Here is a 22,285-nt window from a genome sequence, read left to right as displayed (position 1 = left end):
ATGCGAGTCGCAGTGATGTCGGACATCCATGGGAACTTGTGGGCTCTCGATGCCGTATTGGCCGACATCGCACGGCGCAATGTCGAGCTGACGGTCAACCTGGGCGATATCCTGTCCGGCCCCTTGCTGCCGGCTGAAACTGCAGAGCGCCTGATGGCGCTGGGCTTGCCCACCATTCGCGGCAACCACGAACGCCAGGTGCTGGAGCACGACCCGGCACGCATGGGTGCATCCGACCGCTGGGCCCACGATCACATCGGGCCCTCGCATCGTGCGTGGATCGCATCGCTGCCGGCCTCCATGCGCTTGCAGGACGATGTCCTGATGGTGCATGGCACGCCCGCTTCGGACCTGGTGTACTGGATGGAAACCGTCGATCCTGCCGGGCAGCGCGCGGCAAGCTATGGCGAGGTCCTGGACCGGGCAGGGGATGCGCAAGCTTCCCTGATCCTGTGCGGCCACACCCACGTGCCGCGCTCGATGCTGCTCGAAGACGGGCGCCTGGTGCTCAATCCGGGCAGCGTCGGCTTGCAGGCTTACGACGATGACCTGCCTTATCCGCACAAGGCCGAAAACGGCACGCCGCATGCGCGTTATGCCATTGTCGAACGTACTGGCGGCGCATGGTCGGTCGAACAGTACGCCGTTGCTTACGACTGGCATGCCGCGGCGGACGTTGCCGCGCGCCACGGGCGGCCCGATTGGGCGTTTGCCCTGCGCACGGGGCGCATGCCTGCTTAGCCTGGGCGGTGGCTGACTTCAACCAGGATGCCGCCGGGAGCCTGGCACCAGAAAGAGAGGCAGCCGTAACTCTCCGCCGGGGCAGGTGGCAAGGGCAGTCCAGCGTCGGCCAGTCGCCGGTAGGCGGCGTGCACTGCCTCGTCGGATGACTGCAGGAAGCCGATATGAAACCCGGCCGGATAGACGGCACTCCCGGCCTGTTGCAGGATGAGGGCGAAGCCGCCTTCGCCGCGCAGGATCGCCATGCCTTCGGCCGGCGCTGGCAAACGTTCAAAGCCAAAACCGCGCTGGAAGTAGCCGGCTGCTGCTTCCAGGTCCGTTACGGGCAAATCAATATGGTTAAGCTTCATTGTTGATCTCCGGTATTAGTGGCATATTTCTATCCTAAGCCGTAAATGCCCTGGAGAGCAAAATGCCGAAACGCGTCCTGTGCGCTGCCCTTGCGTTGCCTTTGTGCTGCGCGGCGGCGGAATCCGATAGCTGGATAACCACCGACCGTCCCGATTTCGTGGATGCGCCGGAGGTGGTCGGCAAGGGACGCATACAGCTTGAGACCGGCCTGCTGCAGTCGAAGGAGGCGCGCAGCACCCCGTTGCTGCTGCGCGTGGGCGTGACGGACGACCTGGAGCTGCGCCTGGAGTCGGACGGACGTCTGACCGACCGCAGCGATCCGGCCCGCACGCGCGGCTGGGGCGACGCAGCCGCAAGCTTCAAGTGGCAGGTACGCGAGGGGGAGGGCGGCGCGCCGTCGGTTGGCCTGATCATGCAAGCGGACTTCGCGACCGGGTCGCGCGAATTCAAAGGCAATGGCACGAGGCCGTCCTTCCGCGTGCCAATCGAATGGGAGCTGCCGCACGACCTGGAGCTGGGCGTCATGCCCGGCTACTACCTCGATCGCGATAAATCCGGACGCCATGTCTCCACCGGACAATTCGGCATCACGCTGGCAGAAAACCTGGGCGAACGCGCCTACACTTTCGTTGAAGTGGCCACGCCGCGCATTGCCCGCGCGCGCGACGGCGGGACCACCGCCAGCTTCGACTTCGGCGGCGGCTATTCGTTCACGCGCGACCTGCACGTCGATGCCGGCGTCATGCTTGGCCTGAACCGGCGTACGCCGGACCTGGCATTCACCGTCGGCCTGTCGGTGCGCTTGTGAAGAAGGGCATGCCGGGGCAGGTGGTGCTGGTGCTGCAGGGCGGAGGGGCGCTGGGCGCATACCAGCTTGGCGTCTACCAGGCCATGCACGAAGCGGGCGTGGAGCCGGACTGGGTGATCGGCACTTCGATCGGAGCCCTGAACGGCGCCATCATCGCGGGAAATCCACCCGAACAGCGCGTGCCGCGCCTGCGCGCATTCTGGGAGGCGATGGAGCGCCACGACCCATTCGGCAGCCTGCCGCCCGCGTTCGCCAACGCGCTCACGCTGGCGCAAGGCATTCCCGCCTTCTTTGATCCCAATCCGCTCGCGTGGTGGAATCCGGCCGCGCCGCTAGGCGTGGAGAATGCATCGTTTTACCGCACCAATGCGCTGCGCAATACACTGGCAGGCCTGGTCGACATGGCCTACCTGAACGAGCGCCATACGCGGCTGACCGTGGGAGCTGTGAACGCCCGCAATGGCGTCATGCGCTACTTCGATTCGCGCAAGGAGGCGCTCGAGTTGTCGCACGTGATTGCATCCGGCGCCATTCCGCCAGCCTTTCCGGCGGTGCGCATCGGTAGCGAGCCGTATTGGGATGGCGGCATCTATTCCAACACGCCGATCGAGGCGGTGCTCGACGACGAACCGCGCCGCGACTCGGTGATCTTCTCGGTCCAGGTGTGGAATCCGGACGGCAGCGAGCCGCAAAGCGTGCTGGACGTGCTGGAGAAGCACAAGGAGATCCAGTATGCCAGCCGCGCCAGCCATATCGAGCAGCAGCGCAAGCTGCACCGCCTGCGGCGCGTGATCCGCGAACTGGCGATGAAGCTGCCGGAGGACGTGCGCGCGAGTCCGGAAGCGCGCGAGCTGGCGCTATGGGGCTGCGGTACCTCGATGCACGTCGTGCTGCTCAAGGCGCCGCATCTGAACTGCGAGGACCACACCAAGGACATCGACTTCTCGAGCGCTGGCATCAACCAGCGCTGGCAGGCTGGCTACGCGGATGCGCAGCGGGCCTTCAAGGCCAAGCCGTGGGCTGGCGAGTCGGACACCTTTGAGGGGATTGCCATCCATGAACGCTTTTGACTATCGATTTCATAGAATTAATCAAATTCATTAATTGCTCGTGTCTCTTTAGAATGATTTCACCGATCACATGAAGGAGCCAGTAAATGAGCCAGACCCCTATCACCACCGCATCCGGCATTCCAGTCGCCGATAACCAGAACTCCCTGACTGCCGGCCCGCGTGGCCCCGTCCTGCTGCAGGACTTCCACCTGATTGAGAAGCTCCAGCATTTCAACCGCGAACGCATTCCCGAGCGCGTGGTCCACGCCAAAGGCTCCGGCGCCTACGGCACCTTCACCGTCACCCACGACATCAGCAAGTACACCAAGGCCAAGCTGTTCGCGGCCATTGGCAAGCAGACTGAGACCTTCGTGCGCTTCTCCACCGTTGGCGGTGAGCGCGGCAGCGCCGATACCGAGCGCGATCCGCGCGGCTTCGCGGTGCGTTTCTACACCGAGGAAGGCAACTGGGACCTGGTCGGCAACAATACCCCGATGTTCTTCATCAAGGACGGCATCAAATTCCCCGACTTCATCCATACCCAGAAGCGCGACCCGCAAACCAACCTGAAATCGCCGACCATGATGTTCGACTTCTGGAGCAAGACGCCGGAATCGCTGCACCAGGTCACCATGCTGTTCAGCGATCGCGGCACGCCGGACGGCTACCGCCACATGGACGGTTTCGGCAGCCATACTTTCAGCCTGGTCAACGCAGCCGGCGAGCGCGTTTATGTGAAGTGGCACCTCAAGACCAGGCAGGGCATCAAGAACTTGAGCGCGGCCGAAGCGACGCGCCTGGCGGGCGCCGATCCCGACCATGCGCAGCGCGACCTGTACAACGCCATCGCTTCGGGGGACTTCCCGCGGTGGGAGGTGAAGGTGCAGGTGGCGACCGACCAGCAACTGGCGGCGTGGGAACAACGCACCGGCTGGAACCCGTTCGACCTGACCAAGGTCTGGCCGCATGCTGACTTCCCGCTGATTCCCGTCGGCGTGCTGGAACTGAACCGCAATCCGGTCAACTACCACGCCGAGGTGGAGCAGGCGGCCCTGTCGCCGGCCAATGTGGTGCCGGGCATGGGCTATTCGCCGGACAAGATGCTGCAGGCGCGCCTGTTTGCCTACCACGACGCGCAGTTGTACCGCGTTGGCACCAATCACCAGCACCTGCCGGTGAATGCGCCGCGCTGCCCATTCCATCACCAGCAGCGTGATGGCGCGATGGCGGCCGGCTTTGGCGGCGCGGAGCAGAACTATGCGCCAGTGGAAGCGGCGGGAACCAATCCGCAGGGCATGGGCCACGGCGAACCAGCGCTGGCGCTGGACGGCGGGGCAGGGCGCTACGATGGACGGGGCAAGGAGGACGATTACACCCAGGCGGGCAACCTGTTCCGTTTGTTGCCTGAACAGGAGAAGCAGAACCTGTTTGACAATTTTGCCGGACCGTTGAGCCAGGTCAGCGACGAGATCATCCAGCGGCAGCTCGGCCATTTCGACAAGGCTGATGCGGCGTATGGCGCCGGGGTGCGGGCGGCGTTGAAGGTGCGTGGGCGCAACGTCGATTAAAAAAACCGGAACACCAGTGTCTGACCCACAGGGTCAGACACTTGGCCGGTGGCCGTCGCGTACCGGTTTTGGTGTGTACAATATCGGTTCCGATCAACCCAAGCCTCTGAACGGGACCGTAATGACCATCAAAATCAGCCAGAATTTCGACTCTGGCGCCATCGAAGTAGTCCGCGCCGACAGCGCCGCGAACATCGAACTGAAACTCCGCAAGGACAACGCCGCCGACATCCACCAGTGGTTCCACTTCCGCCTGCAAGGCGCGCGTGGCGAAGCGGTGACGATGAAGTTCCTGAACGCCGGCGACGCCACCTACGCCAAAGGCTTCGAAGACTACAACGCTGCAGCCAGCTACGATGGCGAGAACTGGTTCCGTGTCCCGACTTCCTTTGATGGCCAGGTCATGACCATCAAGCACACGCCGCACAACGACAGCGTCTACTACGCATACTTCGAGCCATATTCGTGGGAACGCCACCTGCGCCTGCTGGGCGAAGTGGCCGAAAACCCGATCGCCCGCGTGCTGGATATCGGCTCCACCGTCGATGGCCGCGACATGAACCTGGTCGTGATCGGCGAGCCGGAAGCTGAAAAGAAAATCTGGTTCATCGCTCGCCAGCACCCGGGCGAATCGATGGCCGAATGGTTCACCGAAGGCCTGATCGACTCCCTGCTGGACGACGCCAACCCGATTTCGCGCAAGCTGCTGCAGCGCTGCTGCTTCTACATCGTGCCGAACATGAATCCTGACGGCTCGATCCGCGGCAACCTGCGTACCAACGCAGCCGGCGCCAACCTGAACCGCGAATGGATGACGCCTTCGGTGGAGCGCTCGCCGGAAGTGCTGTGCGTGAAAGAGAAGATCCACGAAACCGGCGTCGACATGTTCTTCGACATCCACGGCGACGAAGCGCTGCCTTACAACTTCGTGGCCGGTAACGAAATGCTGGAGAACTTCACGCCGGAACAGATGGCGCGCCAGAAGAACTTCATCAACCGCTACAAGAATGCTTCGCCGGACTTCCAGGACGCCGTGGGCTACGCGCCTTCCAAGTACAAGGAAGACATGCTGACCCTGGCCTCCAAGTACATCGGCCACCACTTCAAGGTATTGTCGCTGACGCTGGAGATGCCGTTCAAGGACAACGCCGACCTGCCGGTTCCGACCGTGGGCTGGAATGGTGCCCGCAGTGCGGCACTGGGCGCTGCGATCCTGCAGCCGATCCTGCTGTCGCTGGACGAGTAAGCAGATGGGCGTCGAGATCGAACGCAAGTTCCTGGTAAAGGGCGATGGCTGGCGTACGCAAGGCGAGCCGGTGCTGCTGCGCCAGGGCTATTTGTCCTCGCACGCAGAGCGCACCGTGCGCGTGCGGATCGAGGGTGAGCGGGCGGTCTTGACGATCAAGAGCAAGAACGTGGGCGCGGCACGCGGCGAATGGGAGTATCCCGTTCCTGTCGCCGACGCCGCCGAGCTGCTGGACCGGCTGTGCGAACGGCCGCTGATCGAGAAGTACCGCCGCCGAATTCCTTACGGCGGCTTCGTGTGGGAAGTGGACGAGTTCCTCGGCGAGAATGCCGGCCTCGTCGTCGCCGAGATCGAATTGCCGGCAGAGGACGCCAAGTTCGATAAGCCGGACTGGGCAGGCGAAGACGTCACACACGATTTGCGCTACCTCAATTCCAACCTGATTAGGCAGCCGTATTTCACTTGGAAGTGATCGGGGTCCGGCGTATGCTGGATGCATGGGCATCGAAAACGCATTTATCGAATTCAAGGCGCGGGTCGAGGCGATCTTGCCGACTTTGGCAACCAAAGCCGACCTCGAAGCGATGCGCGCAGAGTTTACTCGTTGGATGCTGGGAACGATGGTTGGCTTGTTCCTGAGCTTCTCTGGTTTGATCGTCGCGCTAACGCGCACGCCAACTGCCGCACCGGCACCACCGCCTGCGCGAACTGCGGCATGTCAGCCGTGTCCGGTACCGCAACCGGCGGCGCCTCAAGAAAAAAGCCCGCGTTGACCGCGGGCTTTTTGCATTAGTGGAAGTGCTCGGTACCGGTGGCGGCGTCTTCCGGCATTTCTGCGTGGACCAGCTCGCCTGACGGATCGGCGAAGAGGGGAGCGCCGCAGTCATCGCAGTATTCCGCGACATACTTCTCGCCCAGCTTCTTCACTTGGGACACGCCGGCGGCATTCAGGTGCTCGACGATTTCCTCGACAGGCGTGCGCGGCTTGAGCAGTTCGGCCATGCTGCCGGACAGGCCTTCGGCCGGCGTGCCTTCCTCGTCTTCCTGGCCATACAGCGGCCACACCACGCCGTACATCACATCGCTGTCGGAACGGCGGGTGAAAGCGACACGGTATTCGTCGACCTGGCCATCTGGCGCCGACTCATCGCCGAAACCGGCGATCACGGCGCGCAGGTCGGAGGGCTCGCAAGCCAGCGAGTGCGTCAGGTAATGCACGGCAGCGCGGATCGAGACCGGGCGGATCAGCTTGTCGGCCTCGCGGCAGCCGGTGTAATAGGCTTCCGGCAGCAGCAACTCGATGCCGCAGCCTGGCAGCAAGCGTGCCACGGTCGGCGTAGCCTGCGTGGTCCATGCTGCCAGCGCATCGCGGCGGGCTTCGGCTTGTGCTGCATGGTGCGCAGGCATCTGCCAGCGGAACATCGGACCATTGTGCGGCGCCACCACGGCCACCATCAGGTAGCGGGTATCGGCCAGGAAGGGCGCGGTTTCAGGCGTTTTGGCTTCCGATTTAAGGGCCTGTCCCTTCAACGCGGCCTGTGCCAGTTTATGCACCTTGGAATAGGCCTCGGCGTGGGTGCGCGGCAGCTGGTCGATCGAGTACAGGGTGGACGACATCGCCATATGCGTGCCATCAGCCAGCAGGTGGGCCGAGAAATGCGCTGACAGGGTGTTCAGGATGTCGGCCGGGATCTGGCCCGAGGCGATCGAGAAACGGGTCCAGGCCAGCACCGGAGCGGCCACCAGCAGGATGTCGTATTCGCGCGATTCGCCGTCGACTTCCACCACGATGGAGTCGGATTCGCTGACTGCTTCCACGCTGTCCATCAGGATGTCGTAGGCAGGCAAGTCCACGCTGAACAGCGAGTTCAGTGCCGAGTCGACAGTATCCTGATGTCCTGTGCGCAGCAGTTTGTGCAGTTGGGCATCCAGCACCCGTTCCCAGTTACGCTCTTCAATGCGGCTGGCGGCCTGGCCCAGGGCTTGGGCGAGGGAGATAAGGCGCTGGCTGTCGGCAGATAATTTATGGGTTGAATCTTTGGATGGGCGACGCATAGCGCTTTTCTTAGTGAAAAAGGAGACCTCGGTACCCTTATTGTAGTGGATTCGGCAAGACTCGGCGTTTTAAACCGGTAAACCGGTGTCAGACCCATTGGGTCTGGCACCTTAAAAGCAAAAACGCCGGGCACAGGCCAGGCGTTCGTTGACGGCAGAGCAGCAGTGTCTGACCCCGAGGGTCAGACACTGGTTTACCGGTTTTAAGCAGCCAGCAGTTGGCGCAGCACGAATGGCAGGATGCCGCCGTGCTTGTAGTAGTCCACTTCGATCGGGGTGTCGATACGCAGCAGCACTTGCACTTCCTTGCTCGACCCGTCGGCGCGGTGGATCACCAGGGTGGCTTGCTGTTGAGGCTTGATCTCGCCTTCCAGGCCCTTCAGGTCGTAGGTTTCGCCCTTGCCGGTGATGCCCAGCGATTCAACGGAGTCGTTGCCGATGAATTGCAGCGGCAGCACGCCCATGCCCACCAGGTTGGAGCGGTGGATACGCTCGAAGGAACGGCAGATCACTGCCTTCACGCCCAGCAGCTGGGTGCCCTTGGCTGCCCAGTCACGGGAGGAGCCGGTACCGTATTCTTCGCCGCCGAAGATCATGGTCGGGGTGCCTTCTTCAACGTAGCGCATTGCCGCGTCGTAGATCGACAGTTGTTCGCCCGATGGCTGGTGCAGGGTGATGCCGCCTTCAACCGCGGAACCGTCGGCTTTCGGAGGGATCATCTTGTTCTTGATACGCACGTTGGCGAAGGTGCCGCGCATCATGATCTCGTGGTTGCCGCGGCGCGAGCCGTAGGAGTTGAAGTCGGCCTTCATCACGCCGTTTTCCTTCAGCCATTTGCCTGCCGGGCCGTCTTCCTTGATCGAGCCTGCTGGCGAGATGTGGTCGGTGGTGATGGAGTCACCGAACACGCCCAGTGCGCGCGCGCCCTTGATGCCGGCTTCCGCTGCCTTAGGTTTCATTTCGAAGCCGTCGAAGAATGGCGGCTCGGCGATGTAGGTCGAATCAGGCCAGTTGTACACTTGGCCTTCGGTCGACGATACGGCTTCCCACAGCTTGCCTGGGTTGCCCTTGACGTCGGCGTAGTTGGACTTGAAGACCTTGGAGTTCATCGCGAACTTCATCAGGGCGGCGATCTCTTTCGAGGTCGGCCAGATGTCGCCCAGGTACACGTCCTTGCCATCCTTGCCCTGGCCGACCGGTTCTGTCATCAGGTCGCGGGTCACGTTGCCGGCGATCGCGTAAGCGACGACCAGCGGTGGCGATGCCAGGAAGTTGGAGCGGATGTTCGGGTGGATGCGCGCTTCAAAGTTACGGTTACCGGACAGCACGGCAGCAGCAACGATGTCGTTGCCGGTGATGGTGGCGTTCAGTTCCGGGGTCAGGTCGCCGGCGTTGCCGATGCAGGTAGTGCAGCCGTAAGCGGTCACGCCGAAGCCCAGTTTTTCCAGGTATGGCAGCAGGCCGGCAGCGGTCAGGTACTCCGTCACCACGCGCGAGCCAGGAGCCAGCGAGGTCTTGATGTGCGGAGCGACGGTCAGGCCGGCTTCCACAGCTTTCTTGGCCAGCAGGCCGGCTGCCAGCAGCACGCTCGGGTTCGAGGTGTTGGTGCAGGAGGTGATGGCGGCGATCAGGACGTCGCCGTTCTTCACGTGCACGCCGTTGCTGGTGGTGTAGGTGTTGGTCAGGTCGTCGGCCTTCTTGTTGAAACCGTTCTCGGTGGTTGGCTTGGAGAACAGTTCGGTGAAGGTCGACTTCACGTTGCCGATTTCGATACGGTCTTGCGGACGCTTTGGACCGGCCAGCGACGGTGCAACGGTGGACAGGTCCAGGTGCAGTTCGCGGGTGTAGTCGATGTCGCCTTTCTTCGGCACGCCGTACATGCCTTGCGCTTTGAAGTAGGACTGGAATGCGGCGATTTCGTCCTTGGTGCGGCCGGTGCCTTCGAAGTATTCGATGGTGGCGTCGTCAACCGGGAAGAAGCCCATGGTCGCGCCGTATTCAGGCGCCATGTTGGCGATGGTTGCACGGTCGGTCACGGACAGGGACTCGGTGCCTTCGCCGAAAAATTCGACGAACTTGCCCACGACTTTCTCTTTACGCAGCATTTCGGTGATGGTCAGCACCAGGTCGGTTGCGGTGCAGCCTTCGCGCAGCGCGCCGGTCAGGTTCACGCCGATCACGTCCGGGGTCAGGAAGTACACTGGCTGGCCCAGCATGCCGGCTTCCGCCTCAATGCCGCCCACGCCCCAGCCCACAACGCCGATACCGTTGATCATGGTGGTGTGGGAGTCGGTGCCGACCAGCGAGTCAGGGTAGTACACGCCGGATGCATTGTGCACGCCGCGTGCCAGGTATTCCAGGTTGACCTGGTGAACGATACCGAAGCCTGGAGGAACCACGCCGAAGGTGTCGAAGGCTTGCATGCCCCACTTCATGAACTGGTAGCGCTCGTTGTTGCGCGAGAATTCCAGCTTCATGTTCAGGTCCAGGGCCTTAGGCTCGCGGAAGTGGTCGATGGTGACCGAGTGGTCGACCACCAGGTCAACTGGAACCAGCGGTTCGATCTTCTTAGGGTTGACGCCCATTTTGGAGGCGACGTTACGCATGGCAGCCAGGTCGGCCAGCAGCGGAACGCCGGTGAAGTCCTGCAGCACAACGCGGGCTACGACGAATGGGATTTCGTCGGTGCGGGCAGCGGTAGCGCCCCAGTTAGCCAACTGCTTGACGTGCTCTTCGGTCACTTTCTTACCGTCGCAGTTACGCAGAACGGATTCCAGTACGACGCGAATCGATACCGGCAGGCGGGAAATCTTGGCGCCCAGTTCCTTTTCCAGGGCTGGCAGGGAGTAGAACTTACCCTTCTTTGCCCCGATCGGGAAATCCTTAAGCGTATTCAGTGTGTTGCGGGACATGTCCTCTCCTTATTGATTAAAGTCCGAGCGCTTGATCAGATGTCTTGCATTCGTTCGCCAGTTGGCGGTTCACCTTGGAATCCAGCAGCATGCCCTTGGCAGGGATGCCGATCCAGATCAAGCCTGCAATCTTGTTCTCGAAGCGTTGCGCACCGGTGGAGGTGGCTTCGCGAGTCAGGCGGTGCAGGCGGTTCTTCCAGCGCATGACGATGCTGTTGCCATCGTCGGCGCTGCTGTAAATGGTGATCTTGTTGCCCAGTTCGCAGGCGTAGTTGGTGGCCGTGCGCCCGCTCACGCTCGATTCCGGCTCGCCTTGGGTGGCGGCTGGTTTGGCGGCTTTCTTGGGGGCTGCGTGTGCGGAAGGGGCGGCGATGGCGAGGGCCATGGCGCAGGCGGTGATCAGTTTCATAAACGACATTATTGGGCTCCTTTTGATTCGGCCGCCCCGACTAGGGCGGCAACGGAGTCCGGCAGCGGCAGGCCTGCGAGCTTGGCTCGCTGCAGAACCGTCCAATAATAGCGATAGCTCGCGCGGTCATGCAAGCGACCATGCTGGTTAATCGGGCCCCACTGTACCTTCTCTGCCTCATGCAGGATGGTTGCAGCCTCATTGACTTCGGATGCACGCGGGGTGAATGCTTTTATGACAGGTTTTATCTGGCTTGGATGGATGCTCCACATGCGGGTGAAGCCGAATTCCGCGGCTGCGCGCTGGGCATCGGTCGCCACCACGGCGGAGTCCTTGATTTCGGTGGTCACGTTATGCGACGGCACCTTGCCGTGCGCGTGGCAGGCGGCGGCGATTTCCAGCTTGGCGCGCACTACCAGCGGGTGCGTGAACTGGCCCGGCGTGCGCATGGCGCTGCCCGGCACGGCGCCATAGTGGGCCGAGACGAAATCCATGATGCCGAAGGACAGGCATTCAACCTGGGGCAGGGCGGCGATATCGTGCACGTCGCGCAGTGCGCCGTGGGTTTCGATCAGCACGTGCACCGGCACCGGCGTGGCGCGGCCGGACTTGGCGGCATGCTTGTTCACCAGGTCGATGGCGCGCGAGACTTCTCCCACGCTTTCCGGCTTGGGGATCACGATGTAGGCCAGCTTGTGGCCCGCTTCGGTGCAGATGATTTCGACGTCGCGCTCGAAGAACGGGCTGTTCACGTCGTGCACGCGGGCGCCGATGCGGTTGAAGGCGTTGGCTTCGTCCAGCAGTAGCAGGGCGACCAGCTTGGCGTGGGATTCTTCGTTGCCGGCGGCGGCGCCGTCCTCGCAATCGAAGGTGATGTCGAACAGGGGACCAAGCTCTTGTTGCAGGGCCATGGATTTGCGCATCAGCTTTTCACTGCCGGCGTAGTGGTCGCAGGCAGGGAGCAGCAGCGGCTGGCGTGTGCCCTGGAATAAAACCTCGGATGGATGCATTGGTACGTTAGATGAAACAGCAGCCGCGCTGCCATCGGCAGCGCGGCGGGTACGGCGGATCGGTGGTTTAACCGGTTCCACTGTCAAAGACGATTATGGCAGCAGGTGCTTCACGCCTTCACGCTCTTCGGTCAGTTCCTTCAGCGTGATGTTGATGCGCTCTTGCGAGAAGGCGTCGATGTCCAGGCCCTGGACAATCTTGTATTCGCCGTTTTCGCAGGTCACTGGGAAGCCGAACATGGTGCCTTCAGGGATGCCGTAGGAACCGTCGGATGGGATGCCCATGGTGGTCCACTTGCCGTTGGTGCCCAGCACCCAGTCGTGCACGTGGTCGATCGCAGCGTTGGCTGCGGAAGCTGCGGAAGACAGGCCGCGCGCTTCGATGATCGCTGCGCCGCGCTTGCCCACGGTTGGCAGGAAGGTGTTGGCGTTCCATTCCTGGTCGTTGATCATGTCTTTTACCGATGCGCCGTCGATGGTGGCGAAGCGGTAGTCGGCGTACATGGTTGGGGAGTGGTTGCCCCATACGCACAGCTTTTCGATGTCCTTGACAGCCTTGCCGGTCTTGGCAGCGACTTGCGACAGGGCGCGGTTGTGGTCCAGGCGCAGCATGGCGGTGAAGTTCTTCGCTGGCAGGGAAGGAGCGGACTTCATGGCGATGTAGGCGTTGGTGTTGGCTGGGTTGCCGACCACCAGGACTTTAACGTTGCGCGAAGCGACGGCGTCCAGCGCCTTGCCTTGCACGGTGAAGATCTGTGCGTTGGCTTCCAGCAGGTCTTTACGCTCCATGCCTGGGCCGCGAGGACGGGCGCCAACCAGCAGGGCCACGTCGGCGTCCTTGAAGGCGGTCATCGGGTCGGAGTGGGCGGTCATGCCGGCCAGCAGAGGGAACGCGCAGTCGTCGATTTCCATCATCACGCCTTTCAGCGCTTTCTGGGCCTTCTCGTCAGGGATTTCCAGCAGTTGCAGGATGACTGGCTGGTCTTTGCCCAGCATGTCGCCGTTGGCGATACGGAACAGCAGGGAATAGCCGATCTGGCCGGCGGCGCCGGTAACGGCAACACGCATTGGGGTTTTAGCCATGGTGAATCTCCAAAGTGGACGTGAAAACGGTGTAAGCTCGTAATGATACGACAATTCGGGCGAGTGTAGGCTCCTGTCGACTGCCTGTCAATCCTATCTTATGTCTTATATAAGACATATAAGTTATAGGATTTTTCTGGACGCGAGGGGTTGGATGTGGTGGAATAGCGGGCTATGAATCCCGTCACGCCCAACCAGACCACTTCTGACGCCCCAGGCGCGGCCGGCGCTCCGTCCCCGACTTTCTCTCCCCTGTACCAGCAGATCAAAGGCCTGATCACGCAGAGCCTGCAGTCCGGCGAATGGAAGCCGGGCGAAATGATCCCCAGCGAAGTTGAACTGGCCAACCGCTTCAAGGTCAGCCAGGGCACTGTGCGCAAGGCGATCGACGAGCTGGCGGCGGAAAACCTGGTGGTGCGCCGCCAGGGCAAGGGTACCTTTGTATCGACCCACCACGAGGCGCGCGCGCATTTCCGCTTCCTGCGCCTGGTGCCGGACGAAGGTGTGCCGCATTATCCGGAATCCCGGTTTATTGAAGTCAAGCGCCTGCGCGCCCCGGCCGAAGTGGCGCGCCTGCTCGACCTGAAGTCGGGCGACGCCGTGGTCTACATCAAGCGCGTGCAAAGCTTCGACAACGTGCCCACCATTGTGGAAGAACTGTGGTTGCCCGGCCTGATCTTCAAAGGCCTGACGGCGGAACGCCTGAATGAGTACAAGGGCCCGATGTACGGCCTGTTCGAATCCGAGTTTGGTACCCGCATGATCCGCGCCGAAGAAAAGATCCGTGCCGTCTGCGCGGAGGAGGGGGACGCCGAGCTGCTGAAAATTGCGGCAGGCACGCCGCTGCTGTGCGCCGAGCGCGTCTCCTTCACTTATGGCGACAAACCGGTCGAGTTGCGCCGCGGTCTGTACTTAACGGAGCGCCATCATTATCAAAATGATCTCAGTTAGGGTGCGCTGCAATAATATTTTGGTGATATGTAACAATACATATTGGTTGTAAGAGCAAAAATCGGCGAAAATCGTAGCTTCGCCAAGTTTGGCAAAACACTTTGTAATAAAGCATAGGGAGGTTGTATATGACTGAAGCCGTGCGGGAAGCACCGAAAAAAGAGCGGCCAGAATTCCGTAACATCCACGTTACGGACATCATGAAGTACCGACTGCCGATGGCCGGCATCGTCTCCATCCTGCACCGCATCAGCGGCGCACTGATGTTCCTGCTGTTGCCGTTCGTGCTGTACCTGCTGCAGGAATCGCTGCGCTCCGAGTACACCTTCGCCAACTTCATGATCATTGCCTCCCACCCGATCGCGAAGCTGGTCATGCTGGCCCTGGTCTGGGGCTATACCCAGCACTTCTGCGCCGGCGTACGCCACCTGGTCATGGACACCCACGTTGGCCTGGACAAGGATTCCGCGCGCAAGTCCGCCACCGTGGTGGTTGTGATCACCGTCATCGTGACCGCGCTGGTTGCACTGAAATTGTTTGGAGTGTTCTAAATGGCTAACAATAACATCGGCCCAAAACGCCTGGTTGTCGGCGCCCACTACGGCGTCAAGGATTGGCTGGTTCAGCGTGTGACTGCTGTCCTGATGGTGGTGTACACCGCCGTCCTGTTCTTCATGATTTTCACCTCGTCGACTCCGTCGTACGAAGGCTGGGCGGCCCTGTTCGCCAAGCAGTGGTTCAAGCTGTTCAGCGCCGTGACCCTGCTGGCCCTGTTCTACCACGCCTGGGTTGGCGTGCGTGACATCTGGATGGACTACATCAAGCCGGTCGGCCTGCGCCTGTTCCTGCAAATCGCAACCATTGGCTGGCTGATCGCCTGCGCCGCCTGGTCGCTGCAAATTCTGTGGAGTGTGTAAATCGTGGCAGCTATCAAATCTGCAATCCCTACCCGCCGCTTTGACGCGGTGATCGTTGGCGCCGGCGGTTCCGGCATGCGCGCCTCCCTGCAACTGGCGGAAGCCGGCCTGAACGTGGCCGTGCTGTCCAAGGTGTTCCCGACCCGCTCCCACACCGTGGCAGCGCAGGGCGGCATCGGCGCCTCGCTGGGCAATATGTCGGAAGACAACTGGTACTGGCATATGTTCGACACCGTCAAGGGTGGCGACTACCTGGGCGACCAGGATGCAATCGAATTCATGTGCCGCGAAGCACCTAAGGTCGTGTACGAGCTGGAACACTTCGGCATGCCTTTCGACCGTAACCCTGACGGCACCATCTACCAGCGTCCGTTCGGCGGCCACACCGCCAACCTGGGCGAGAAGCCTGTGCAGCGCGCCTGCGCCGCGGCTGACCGTACCGGCCATGCACTGCTGCACACCCTGTACCAGCGCAACGTGCGCGCCCGTACCCACTTCTTCGTTGAGTGGATGGCCCTGGACCTGGTGCGCGATGCCGACGGCGACGTCGTTGGCGTGGTTGCACTGGAAATGGAAACCGGCGAAGTCATGATCCTGGAAGCGAAGACCACCATCTTCGCAACCGGCGGCGCAGGCCGTATCTTCGCAGCATCGACCAACGCCTTCATCAACACCGGCGACGGCATGGGCATGGCGGCACGCGCCGGCCTGCCGCTGCAGGACATGGAATTCTGGCAGTTCCACCCGACCGGCGTGTCCGGCGCGGGCGTGCTGATCACCGAAGGCGTGCGCGGCGAAGGCGGCATCCTGATCAACTCGAACGGCGAACGCTTCATGGAGCGCTACGCTCCGACCCTGAAAGACCTGGCGCCGCGCGACTTCGTGTCCCGTTCCATGGACCAGGAAATCAAGGAAGGCCGCGGCTGCGGTCCTAATAAAGACCACGTGCTGCTGGACCTGCGCCACATCGGCTCCGAGACCATCCAGAAGCGCCTGCCGTCCATCCTGGAAATCGGCCACAAGTTCGCCAACGTCGATGCGACCAAGGAACCGATCCCTGTCGTGCCGACCATCCACTACCAGATGGGCGGTATCCCGACCAATATCCACGGCCAGGTGGTCGTGCCTGCCGGCGACGGCAGCCAGAAGGTGGTGAACGGCCTGTACGCCATCGGCGAATGTGCCTGCGTCTCCGTGCACGGCGCCAACCGCCTGGGCACCAACTCCCTGCTGGACCTGGTGGTGTTCGGCCGCGCAGCCGGCAACCACGTGGTGGCGCAGAACCTGAAGCAGAAGGAAAACAAGCCGCTGCCGAAGGACGCCGCCGACTTCGCAATGAACCGCCTGAACAAGCTGGAAACCTCCACCGGTTCCGAGCGCGTGCAGGACGTCGCCAACGACATCCGCGCCAGCATGCAGAAATACTGCGGCGTGTTCCGTACCGACGAGATGCTGGCCAAGGGCGTGGAAGCGATCATGCAGCTGGATGAGCGCCGCAAGCACGTCTCCTTCAAGGACAAGTCCAAGGTGTTCAACACCGCCCGCGTGGAAGCGCTGGAACTGGACAACCTGATCGAAACCGCAAAAGCGACCATCGTGTCGGCCAACGCGCGCAAGGAATCGCGCGGTGCACACGCACAGGACGACCATCCGAAGCGCGACGACGAAAACTGGATGAAGCACACCCTGTGGTTCTCCGAAGGCAACCGCCTGGAATACAAGGCAGTCGTCACCAAGCCGCTGACGGTCGAAACCTTCAAGCCAAAAGCACGTACTTTCTAAGCAAGGGCCTCACAACATGGCACGCACTCTCAAATTCAAGATTTACCGTTACGATCCGGACAAGGACGCCAAGCCGTACATGCAAGACCTGACGGTCGAGCTGAAAGACACCGACAAGATGCTGCTGGACGCACTGCAGCGCATCAAGTCCGACGTGGATGATTCGCTGTCGCTGCGCCGCTCCTGCCGCGAAGGCGTGTGCGGTTCCGACGCGATGAACATCAACGGCAAGAACGGCCTGGCCTGCACCACCAACCTGAACGAGCTGACCGAGCCAATCACGCTGCGTCCGCTGCCAGGCCTGCCGGTGGTGCGCGACCTGATCGTCGACATGACCCAGTTCTTCAAGCAATACCACTCGATCAAGCCGTTCCTGATCAACGACTCGATCCCTCCGGAGAAAGAGCGCCTGCAGTCGCCTGCGGAACGCGAAGAACTGGACGGCCTGTACGAGTGCATCCTGTGCGCCTGCTGCTCGACTTCCTGCCCATCGTTCTGGTGGAACCCGGACAAGTTCGTCGGCCCAGCCGGTCTGCTGCAAGCCTACCGCTTCATCGCCGACTCGCGCGACGAAGCCACCGGCCAGCGCCTGGATAACCTGGAAGACCCATATCGTCTGTTCCGCTGCCACTCGATCATGAACTGCGTCGATGTGTGCCCGAAAGGCCTGAATCCAAACAAGGCAATCGGCAAGATCAAGGAACTGATGGTTCGCCGCGCGATTTAATACAAAAATGGCGGAACTCGAAAAACGAGCGCACCAGGCTGATCCCACCAACCGTGCGCGCCTACGCTGGCGCGCACGCCGGGGCCTGTTGGAAAACGACATTATCCTGACTCGTTTCCTTGATGCGCACGAGGCTGAATTGACCGACGAAGAAGTGGACGCGTTCACGCGGCTCCTCGATTTGTCGGACAATGCACTGATGGATCTGGTCTTGGCCCGTAAGGAGCCGGAAGGCGAAATAGACCTGCCGCATGTACATGCGTTACTGGCACGCCTGCGCCAAGCCTGAGTTTAAGTTTTTTTATTTGCTGCATCTCTCCCAAAGGAAGAGTCCATGAACATCTCTGATACCAAAGCAACGCTATCGTTCTCCGACGGCAGCCCATCGGTAGAAATGCCGATCTACAAGGGCACCGTGGGCCCGGACGTCATCGACATCCGCAAGCTGTACGGCGCCACCGGCAAATTCACCTACGACCCAGGCTTCATGTCCACTGCGTCGTGCAACTCCTCGATCACCTACATCGACGGTGACAAGGGCGAGCTGCAATACCGCGGCTACCCGATCGAGCAACTGGCCGTGAACGCCGACTTCATGGAAACCTGCTACCTGCTGCTGAACGGCGAACTGCCGAACGCCGTGGACAAGCAGAAGTTCGTCGACACCGTGACCAAGCACACCATGGTGCACGAGCAGATGCAATTCTTCTTCCGCGGCTTCCGCCGCGATGCGCACCCGATGTCGGTACTGGTTGGTACCGTCGGCGCGCTGGCATCGTTCTACCACGACTCGCTGGACATCAACGACGCCAAGCAGCGTGAAATCTCGGCAATCCGCCTGATCGCCAAGCTGCCGACCCTGGTCGCCATGGCATACAAGTACTCGATCGGCCAGCCGTTCGTGTACCCGCGCAACGACCTGTCGTACTCCGCCAACTTCATGCGCATGATGTTCGGCAATCCATGCGAAGAGTACAAGGTCAACGAAGTGCTGGTGCGCGCCCTGGACCGCATCCTGATCCTGCACGCAGACCACGAGCAGAACGCTTCGACCTCGACCGTCCGCCTGGCCGGTTCCTCGGGCGCCAATCCGTTCGCCTGTATCGCTGCCGGTATCGCCTGCCTGTGGGGCCCTGCCCACGGCGGCGCTAACGAAGCTGCACTGAACATGCTGAAGGAAATCGGTACCGTCGACAACATCCCTGCGTTCATCGCCCAGGTGAAAGACAAGAACTCCGGCGTGAAGCTGATGGGCTTCGGTCACCGCGTGTACAAGAACTTCGACCCACGTGCGAAGCTGATGCGCGAAACCTGCCACGAAGTGCTGAACGAACTGGGCCTGCAAGACGACCCGCTGTTCAAGCTGGCCATGGAACTGGAAAAGATTGCGCTGAACGACGAGTACTTCGTGTCCCGCAAGCTGTACCCGAACGTGGACTTCTACTCCGGCATCGTGCAGTCGGCCCTGGGCATCCCGGTGTCCCTGTTCACCGGTATCTTCGCCATGGCCCGTACCATCGGCTGGATCGCCCAGTGGAACGAAATGATCGCCGACCCAGAGCAGAAGATTGGCCGCCCACGCCAGCTGTTCGTTGGCTCGGCAGTGCGCGACGTTCCTCCGCTGAAAGACCGCAAGTAATCCTTGCTGATGCACGAAAAAGCGAGCTTCGGCTCGCTTTTTTTTTCGAACAGTACGACCGCATGTCGCTTTAAAAGAGAGTATTAGGAATGGGCGTAAGGTCGAAAGTGGATGTTGCATCTTGGATCAAGACGGGAAAACTTGGTCTGGCCAGTTTGGGGAGCAATAAAGTGACCATACTCAGGGCACTTGCTGAGCCAGCCGGTTGGGCCAGCACTGCCACGCCCGATGAAGTTCAAAATTACATGGACGCCGACTTATGGGGATATGGAATCTGGACTCTATGGTTCGTGGGGGGGGCTTTGGACGCTGTAACTTGTGCGGTTAGTGAGTTAGAAGAGCATGGCTGGTGGTTTGATGTTGGGGACTTGGATACCTCCGTCTTTGACGATGTAAATATGTTCAAGACCTTCTTGTCGAGTTCCGAAATCCCATATCGGCCGCTTGATGGAAGCACGTTGACGTTGAGACATGCGGTAACTGGAACAATGAAAACGAAGCGAAGACGACTGAGGGCAAAGACCATACTGGCAGGACTGGATTTGCAAACGCGGATTCTGCTTGATGAGCAAGGTAAGGCGCTCCGAGTGATGGGTAGTCCTTACTGCGCTGAGCGGCAGATTCTTAGCTATTCGAGCTACTGTTCGAAAGAATTCATGCTTTTGTAGCTTGTTCAATTGGTGGGCGGTGGCGCTTCGGTGGTGGTTCTCAAAGTGTCCAACCATTTCAGACGGCGCGCCTCATACAAAAAGCGAGCTTCGCGGGCTCGTTTTTTATTCCCGATGAAGACAGAAAGTTGTCAAGTCGAAAGATTTCAATAATACTATCGAAAATATTGCTTGTTTGGTTTTGCTCTGTGTTTAAGGAATCATTTTGTCTGCGAAAGTTCGTTCAGTGAGCCAGTGCGGGAAAATTGTCAGTACCCATCCGATCAGAGGGCTGGGCTTGCTCTATCCTGTGCTTGCGATCGCGCTGATTGCCGCAGCTACTACACTGGCCTTCATCGTCGCTGACGTTCAGGTGGCGGTGATGGGTACGAACCTGTTTGTATTCTTGGCCATAGCTGCTGGAATATCCTGTTTGCTCGGAATAGTCGTTGTCATTCGCTGGTATAGGCTCAAAGGCTCAAGCCTGACGGTCTTCGAGAAGGGAATTGCCCATCGGATGAGGGGGAGAACCACTTTCTTCCGCTGGCGCGAGGTGCAGGATGTGACTGTTCGCGCTACAAGAATGCATAACTTCCTGATTCGAAGTACATGGGTGAAGATAAAACTGGCGCCGAAAACGACGTTGAAATTCACCGACAACTATAAGGAGGTTTTCTCCCTCGGCATCAATTTATTGACGCTGACTGCGGCGGAGATGGTTCCGCTCGTGATTGCCAAACTGGAGCGTGGTGAAACTGTGGATTTTGGTGCAATCGAGGTCAGCCGGGCCGGGCTTAACAGGCGTTTCGCCAAGCTTCCCTGGTCGGAAGTCGGTGATGCCGAACTCAGGTCGGGGCAAGTCATTATCAAGAGAAAGGGGCGCCGGATTCCTTGGGGAAGGCCTCACTCCTTCCAGATCAAGAATCTCTTCGTGTTTCTGGCCGTGCTCGAACACTTCACTCAGATTGATGTTGGGGCGACTAAGGTGCCGCAACAAATGGTTGCAATGGCTTGAGAAGGAGGGCCTCGCCGTCCAGTTGCAAGGCAAATATCGCCTCTTCGCCTGAAGCGAGCTCGAAGTGTTCTGTGTTCGATTCGGCCCGGTCGGGCTTGCGTACGTCAGCTTCGCGGACGACGATGCGATGTTTGCCCGGCTCGACGGGGATGATTTCAAGGCTTGGCGAAGCCAGGTGCTTGAGCCGCGGCGGTGTTCGGTGGCCGTTGCCATCGATATAGATGCTGAATTTCGAGAGGCCAAATAGCGCATCTTCCGCGCACAGCACTCGGACAGTCGCGCTGCGAGCGAACTCACGTTGTGCGGCGCGTTCTCTCATCAAGTCCCTGGACGACACTGATGGCGCCCCTGCGAATGCGCCGGTGAATATACCAAAAAGCTGGTATCCGGGTAGCTTCAGGTCCGGGCAGGCATTGATCAGTCGGTCGGCTATTTGTGCTGTCATTATTAATGTTTGGTTAGCGTTGCAAGGGCTGCACGCTTCTCAACTCGCCAGTTTCGATCTCGAAGCTGAGCAGGAACTGCTCCATGCCATTCCGGCCATTCGCCTCCAGGACGGCACCGAACCACTGTTCGGGTTGCTGTGGCGATGGCTCGAACCAGACGAATTTTCCATTCGGCGGGATGCCTTCAAATGGCAGCCGGCCATCGATAACATAAAGCTGTTCGCCTTGCGCGCTTCTAACAACCAGGCGATTGCGCAGTGGCCCGCCTTGCACTGCCGGCTCGAAAGATGCAATTCGGCTGCGGCCGGGAAGTACTATTGCCAGAACCCCATCGGGAAAATCGAGGCCATAAGAATGGCCATTTGATTTCCATTCAATCCGCACGACGGGCTGAGGCTCCCATCCCTTTTCAAGGAGCGCTCCCACACCCATGCCTTCTTCAATCCTGTTGCCGTCCTGGCGAATGTGGGTCAAGGATTCCACGCTGTCGGCTGTATAGAAAAAGCTGCCAATGAATATTGGATCGCTGGAAATCTGCCGTGTCACCTTTAACGGATCGTATTCGAAATCGTATTGCACGGTAACCCAGCGCGCTTTCTCCAGGCCCCGCTTGCGTGCCGTAGCAATAGCGGCGTCAATAAAAGTGGCCGAATACGAGAGGGGGGCGATTAAGTCACGCAAATCGACGGCTGCGAAATCGAAGTTGGAATGTTCCTGGTCGCTCAGCCTGTAATAGCCGACGCCACATAAATCTTGGAGGACATCGAGTTCCGGTTCGCCCCGGCTGCCATCAAGGCCAACCCAGACCGAAACTTTGTTTTGTCGCTGAAAGCCCTGGCCGTAAAAATCGTCGTCGTCCGAATAATCCTGGAGTGCTATTTGAGTCACCTTTAGTGTTATCGCCCATCGGGAGGAAGTATGGGCTT

Annotated in this window: 24 protein-coding genes; 16 read left to right on the top strand and 8 right to left on the bottom strand. The window is 60.4% G+C overall.

What is annotated here, in order from left to right; all coding sequences use genetic code 11:
- On the top strand, positions 1–741 hold the full coding sequence (locus tag ACN9MW_RS23435; protein WP_426163222.1) for a metallophosphoesterase family protein: 741 nt from the start codon (positions 1–3) through the stop codon (positions 739–741).
- On the opposite strand, the gene ACN9MW_RS23430 is transcribed toward ACN9MW_RS23435, so the two are convergent.
- Entirely contained in the window at positions 738–1,091 is a 354-nt protein-coding gene (locus ACN9MW_RS23430; protein WP_426163220.1) for a VOC family protein, read from the bottom strand. The genes ACN9MW_RS23435 and ACN9MW_RS23430 overlap by 4 nt on opposite strands.
- 62 nt (positions 1,092–1,153) lie before the next feature.
- Here ACN9MW_RS23430 and ACN9MW_RS23425 point away from each other — a divergent pair, with 62 nt between their 5' ends.
- The 6 genes from ACN9MW_RS23425 to ACN9MW_RS23400 all read left to right on the top strand — a co-directional run bounded on the left by ACN9MW_RS23425 (position 1,154) and on the right by ACN9MW_RS23400 (position 6,539).
- Positions 1,154–1,900: a transporter gene (locus ACN9MW_RS23425; RefSeq protein WP_426163218.1), complete on the top strand. Its 747-nt coding sequence runs from the start codon at positions 1,154–1,156 to the stop codon at positions 1,898–1,900.
- 8 nt (positions 1,901–1,908) lie between these two features.
- On the top strand, positions 1,909–2,970 hold the full coding sequence (locus ACN9MW_RS23420) for a patatin-like phospholipase family protein (RefSeq protein WP_426172277.1): 1,062 nt from the start codon (positions 1,909–1,911) through the stop codon (positions 2,968–2,970).
- Between the two features lie 86 nt (positions 2,971–3,056).
- On the top strand, positions 3,057–4,520 hold the full coding sequence (locus tag ACN9MW_RS23415) for a catalase (RefSeq protein WP_426163216.1): 1,464 nt from the start codon (positions 3,057–3,059) through the stop codon (positions 4,518–4,520).
- Positions 4,521–4,641: 121 nt separating this feature from the next.
- A complete protein-coding gene (locus ACN9MW_RS23410; RefSeq protein WP_426163214.1) occupies positions 4,642–5,766 on the top strand; it encodes a M14 family metallopeptidase in 1,125 nt (374 codons plus the stop codon).
- Between the two features lie 4 nt (positions 5,767–5,770).
- Positions 5,771–6,238: a CYTH domain-containing protein gene (locus tag ACN9MW_RS23405; RefSeq protein ID WP_426163212.1), complete on the top strand. Its 468-nt coding sequence runs from the start codon at positions 5,771–5,773 to the stop codon at positions 6,236–6,238.
- A 25-nt stretch (positions 6,239–6,263) separates the two neighbouring features.
- Positions 6,264–6,539: a hypothetical protein gene (locus tag ACN9MW_RS23400; protein WP_426163210.1), complete on the top strand. Its 276-nt coding sequence runs from the start codon at positions 6,264–6,266 to the stop codon at positions 6,537–6,539.
- A 16-nt stretch (positions 6,540–6,555) separates the two neighbouring features.
- Here ACN9MW_RS23400 and ACN9MW_RS23395 read toward each other — a convergent pair whose 3' ends face one another.
- The 5 genes from ACN9MW_RS23395 to ACN9MW_RS23375 form a co-directional block, all read right to left on the bottom strand.
- Positions 6,556–7,821 (bottom strand): DUF2863 family protein, encoded by a 1,266-nt coding sequence (locus tag ACN9MW_RS23395; protein ID WP_426163208.1) that lies wholly within the window; start codon positions 7,819–7,821, stop codon positions 6,556–6,558.
- Between the two features lie 203 nt (positions 7,822–8,024).
- Positions 8,025–10,733, bottom strand: coding sequence for an aconitate hydratase AcnA (acnA, locus tag ACN9MW_RS23390; protein WP_426163206.1), 2,709 nt, complete (start codon positions 10,731–10,733; stop codon positions 8,025–8,027).
- A gap of 16 nt (positions 10,734–10,749) precedes the next feature.
- Positions 10,750–11,151: a hypothetical protein gene (locus ACN9MW_RS23385; protein ID WP_426163204.1), complete on the bottom strand. Its 402-nt coding sequence runs from the start codon at positions 11,149–11,151 to the stop codon at positions 10,750–10,752.
- Entirely contained in the window at positions 11,151–12,152 is a 1,002-nt protein-coding gene (locus tag ACN9MW_RS23380; RefSeq protein WP_426163202.1) for an HpcH/HpaI aldolase/citrate lyase family protein, read from the bottom strand. Before ACN9MW_RS23380 ends, ACN9MW_RS23385 begins: the two co-directional genes overlap by 1 nt.
- Positions 12,153–12,245: 93 nt before the next feature.
- Entirely contained in the window at positions 12,246–13,235 is a 990-nt protein-coding gene (locus tag ACN9MW_RS23375; RefSeq protein WP_426163200.1) for a malate dehydrogenase, read from the bottom strand.
- Between the two features lie 174 nt (positions 13,236–13,409).
- Between ACN9MW_RS23375 and ACN9MW_RS23370 the strand changes: the two genes are divergently transcribed.
- The 9 genes from ACN9MW_RS23370 to ACN9MW_RS23330 all read left to right on the top strand — a co-directional run bounded on the left by ACN9MW_RS23370 (position 13,410) and on the right by ACN9MW_RS23330 (position 20,913).
- The gene (locus tag ACN9MW_RS23370) at positions 13,410–14,186 is read left to right on the top strand and encodes a GntR family transcriptional regulator (RefSeq protein WP_426163196.1); all 777 of its coding nucleotides are present in this window, start codon (positions 13,410–13,412) and stop codon (positions 14,184–14,186) included.
- Between the two features lie 128 nt (positions 14,187–14,314).
- On the top strand, positions 14,315–14,737 hold the full coding sequence (gene sdhC, locus ACN9MW_RS23365) for a succinate dehydrogenase, cytochrome b556 subunit (protein WP_426163194.1): 423 nt from the start codon (positions 14,315–14,317) through the stop codon (positions 14,735–14,737).
- The gene (gene sdhD / locus ACN9MW_RS23360) at positions 14,738–15,103 is read left to right on the top strand and encodes a succinate dehydrogenase, hydrophobic membrane anchor protein (protein WP_130311080.1); all 366 of its coding nucleotides are present in this window, start codon (positions 14,738–14,740) and stop codon (positions 15,101–15,103) included.
- A 3-nt stretch (positions 15,104–15,106) separates the two neighbouring features.
- Positions 15,107–16,885, top strand: a complete 1,779-nt coding sequence (gene sdhA / locus ACN9MW_RS23355) for a succinate dehydrogenase flavoprotein subunit (RefSeq protein WP_426163191.1) — start codon at positions 15,107–15,109, stop codon at positions 16,883–16,885.
- A 16-nt stretch (positions 16,886–16,901) separates the two neighbouring features.
- On the top strand, positions 16,902–17,612 hold the full coding sequence (locus ACN9MW_RS23350) for a succinate dehydrogenase iron-sulfur subunit (RefSeq protein ID WP_426163189.1): 711 nt from the start codon (positions 16,902–16,904) through the stop codon (positions 17,610–17,612).
- 7 nt (positions 17,613–17,619) lie between these two features.
- On the top strand, positions 17,620–17,901 hold the full coding sequence (locus ACN9MW_RS23345; protein ID WP_057259569.1) for a succinate dehydrogenase assembly factor 2: 282 nt from the start codon (positions 17,620–17,622) through the stop codon (positions 17,899–17,901).
- Between the two features lie 45 nt (positions 17,902–17,946).
- Positions 17,947–19,251 (top strand): citrate synthase, encoded by a 1,305-nt coding sequence (gene gltA / locus ACN9MW_RS23340; protein WP_426163186.1) that lies wholly within the window; start codon positions 17,947–17,949, stop codon positions 19,249–19,251.
- A gap of 107 nt (positions 19,252–19,358) precedes the next feature.
- Positions 19,359–19,919 (top strand): hypothetical protein, encoded by a 561-nt coding sequence (locus ACN9MW_RS23335; protein WP_426163184.1) that lies wholly within the window; start codon positions 19,359–19,361, stop codon positions 19,917–19,919.
- Between the two features lie 205 nt (positions 19,920–20,124).
- Positions 20,125–20,913 (top strand): DUF6585 family protein, encoded by a 789-nt coding sequence (locus ACN9MW_RS23330; RefSeq protein WP_426163182.1) that lies wholly within the window; start codon positions 20,125–20,127, stop codon positions 20,911–20,913.
- On the opposite strand, the gene ACN9MW_RS23325 is transcribed toward ACN9MW_RS23330, so the two are convergent.
- Complete coding sequence (locus tag ACN9MW_RS23325; protein WP_426163180.1) at positions 20,879–21,358, bottom strand: hypothetical protein; 480 nt, start codon at positions 21,356–21,358, stop codon at positions 20,879–20,881. The two genes, ACN9MW_RS23330 and ACN9MW_RS23325, sit on opposite strands and share 35 nt — an antisense overlap.
- A gap of 13 nt (positions 21,359–21,371) precedes the next feature.
- A complete protein-coding gene (locus ACN9MW_RS23320) occupies positions 21,372–22,247 on the bottom strand; it encodes a hypothetical protein (RefSeq protein ID WP_426163178.1) in 876 nt (291 codons plus the stop codon).
- Positions 22,248–22,285 lie beyond the last annotated feature (38 nt).

Source organism: Pseudoduganella sp. R-34 (assembly GCF_049904655.1).
Classification (GTDB): Bacteria; Pseudomonadota; Gammaproteobacteria; order Burkholderiales; family Burkholderiaceae_D; genus Rugamonas.
The sequence above is the reverse complement of the archived record's forward strand: the minus strand, read 5'-3'. Positions and strand labels throughout refer to the sequence as shown.

Coding starts and splice junctions, on each gene's coding strand:
- ACN9MW_RS23435 (WP_426163222.1), top strand. CDS start 1: ATGCGAGTCGCAGTGATGTCGGACATCCATGGGAACTTGTGGGCTCTC.
- ACN9MW_RS23430 (WP_426163220.1), bottom strand. CDS start 1,091: ATGAAGCTTAACCATATTGATTTGCCCGTAACGGACCTGGAAGCAGCA.
- ACN9MW_RS23425 (WP_426163218.1), top strand. CDS start 1,154: ATGCCGAAACGCGTCCTGTGCGCTGCCCTTGCGTTGCCTTTGTGCTGC.
- ACN9MW_RS23420 (WP_426172277.1), top strand. CDS start 1,909: ATGCCGGGGCAGGTGGTGCTGGTGCTGCAGGGCGGAGGGGCGCTGGGC.
- ACN9MW_RS23415 (WP_426163216.1), top strand. CDS start 3,057: ATGAGCCAGACCCCTATCACCACCGCATCCGGCATTCCAGTCGCCGAT.
- ACN9MW_RS23410 (WP_426163214.1), top strand. CDS start 4,642: ATGACCATCAAAATCAGCCAGAATTTCGACTCTGGCGCCATCGAAGTA.
- ACN9MW_RS23405 (WP_426163212.1), top strand. CDS start 5,771: ATGGGCGTCGAGATCGAACGCAAGTTCCTGGTAAAGGGCGATGGCTGG.
- ACN9MW_RS23400 (WP_426163210.1), top strand. CDS start 6,264: ATGGGCATCGAAAACGCATTTATCGAATTCAAGGCGCGGGTCGAGGCG.
- ACN9MW_RS23395 (WP_426163208.1), bottom strand. CDS start 7,821: ATGCGTCGCCCATCCAAAGATTCAACCCATAAATTATCTGCCGACAGC.
- acnA (WP_426163206.1), bottom strand. CDS start 10,733: ATGTCCCGCAACACACTGAATACGCTTAAGGATTTCCCGATCGGGGCA.
- ACN9MW_RS23385 (WP_426163204.1), bottom strand. CDS start 11,151: ATGTCGTTTATGAAACTGATCACCGCCTGCGCCATGGCCCTCGCCATC.
- ACN9MW_RS23380 (WP_426163202.1), bottom strand. CDS start 12,152: ATGCATCCATCCGAGGTTTTATTCCAGGGCACACGCCAGCCGCTGCTG.
- ACN9MW_RS23375 (WP_426163200.1), bottom strand. CDS start 13,235: ATGGCTAAAACCCCAATGCGTGTTGCCGTTACCGGCGCCGCCGGCCAG.
- ACN9MW_RS23370 (WP_426163196.1), top strand. CDS start 13,410: ATGAATCCCGTCACGCCCAACCAGACCACTTCTGACGCCCCAGGCGCG.
- sdhC (WP_426163194.1), top strand. CDS start 14,315: ATGACTGAAGCCGTGCGGGAAGCACCGAAAAAAGAGCGGCCAGAATTC.
- sdhD (WP_130311080.1), top strand. CDS start 14,738: ATGGCTAACAATAACATCGGCCCAAAACGCCTGGTTGTCGGCGCCCAC.
- ACN9MW_RS23350 (WP_426163189.1), top strand. CDS start 16,902: ATGGCACGCACTCTCAAATTCAAGATTTACCGTTACGATCCGGACAAG.
- ACN9MW_RS23345 (WP_057259569.1), top strand. CDS start 17,620: ATGGCGGAACTCGAAAAACGAGCGCACCAGGCTGATCCCACCAACCGT.
- gltA (WP_426163186.1), top strand. CDS start 17,947: ATGAACATCTCTGATACCAAAGCAACGCTATCGTTCTCCGACGGCAGC.
- ACN9MW_RS23325 (WP_426163180.1), bottom strand. CDS start 21,358: ATGACAGCACAAATAGCCGACCGACTGATCAATGCCTGCCCGGACCTG.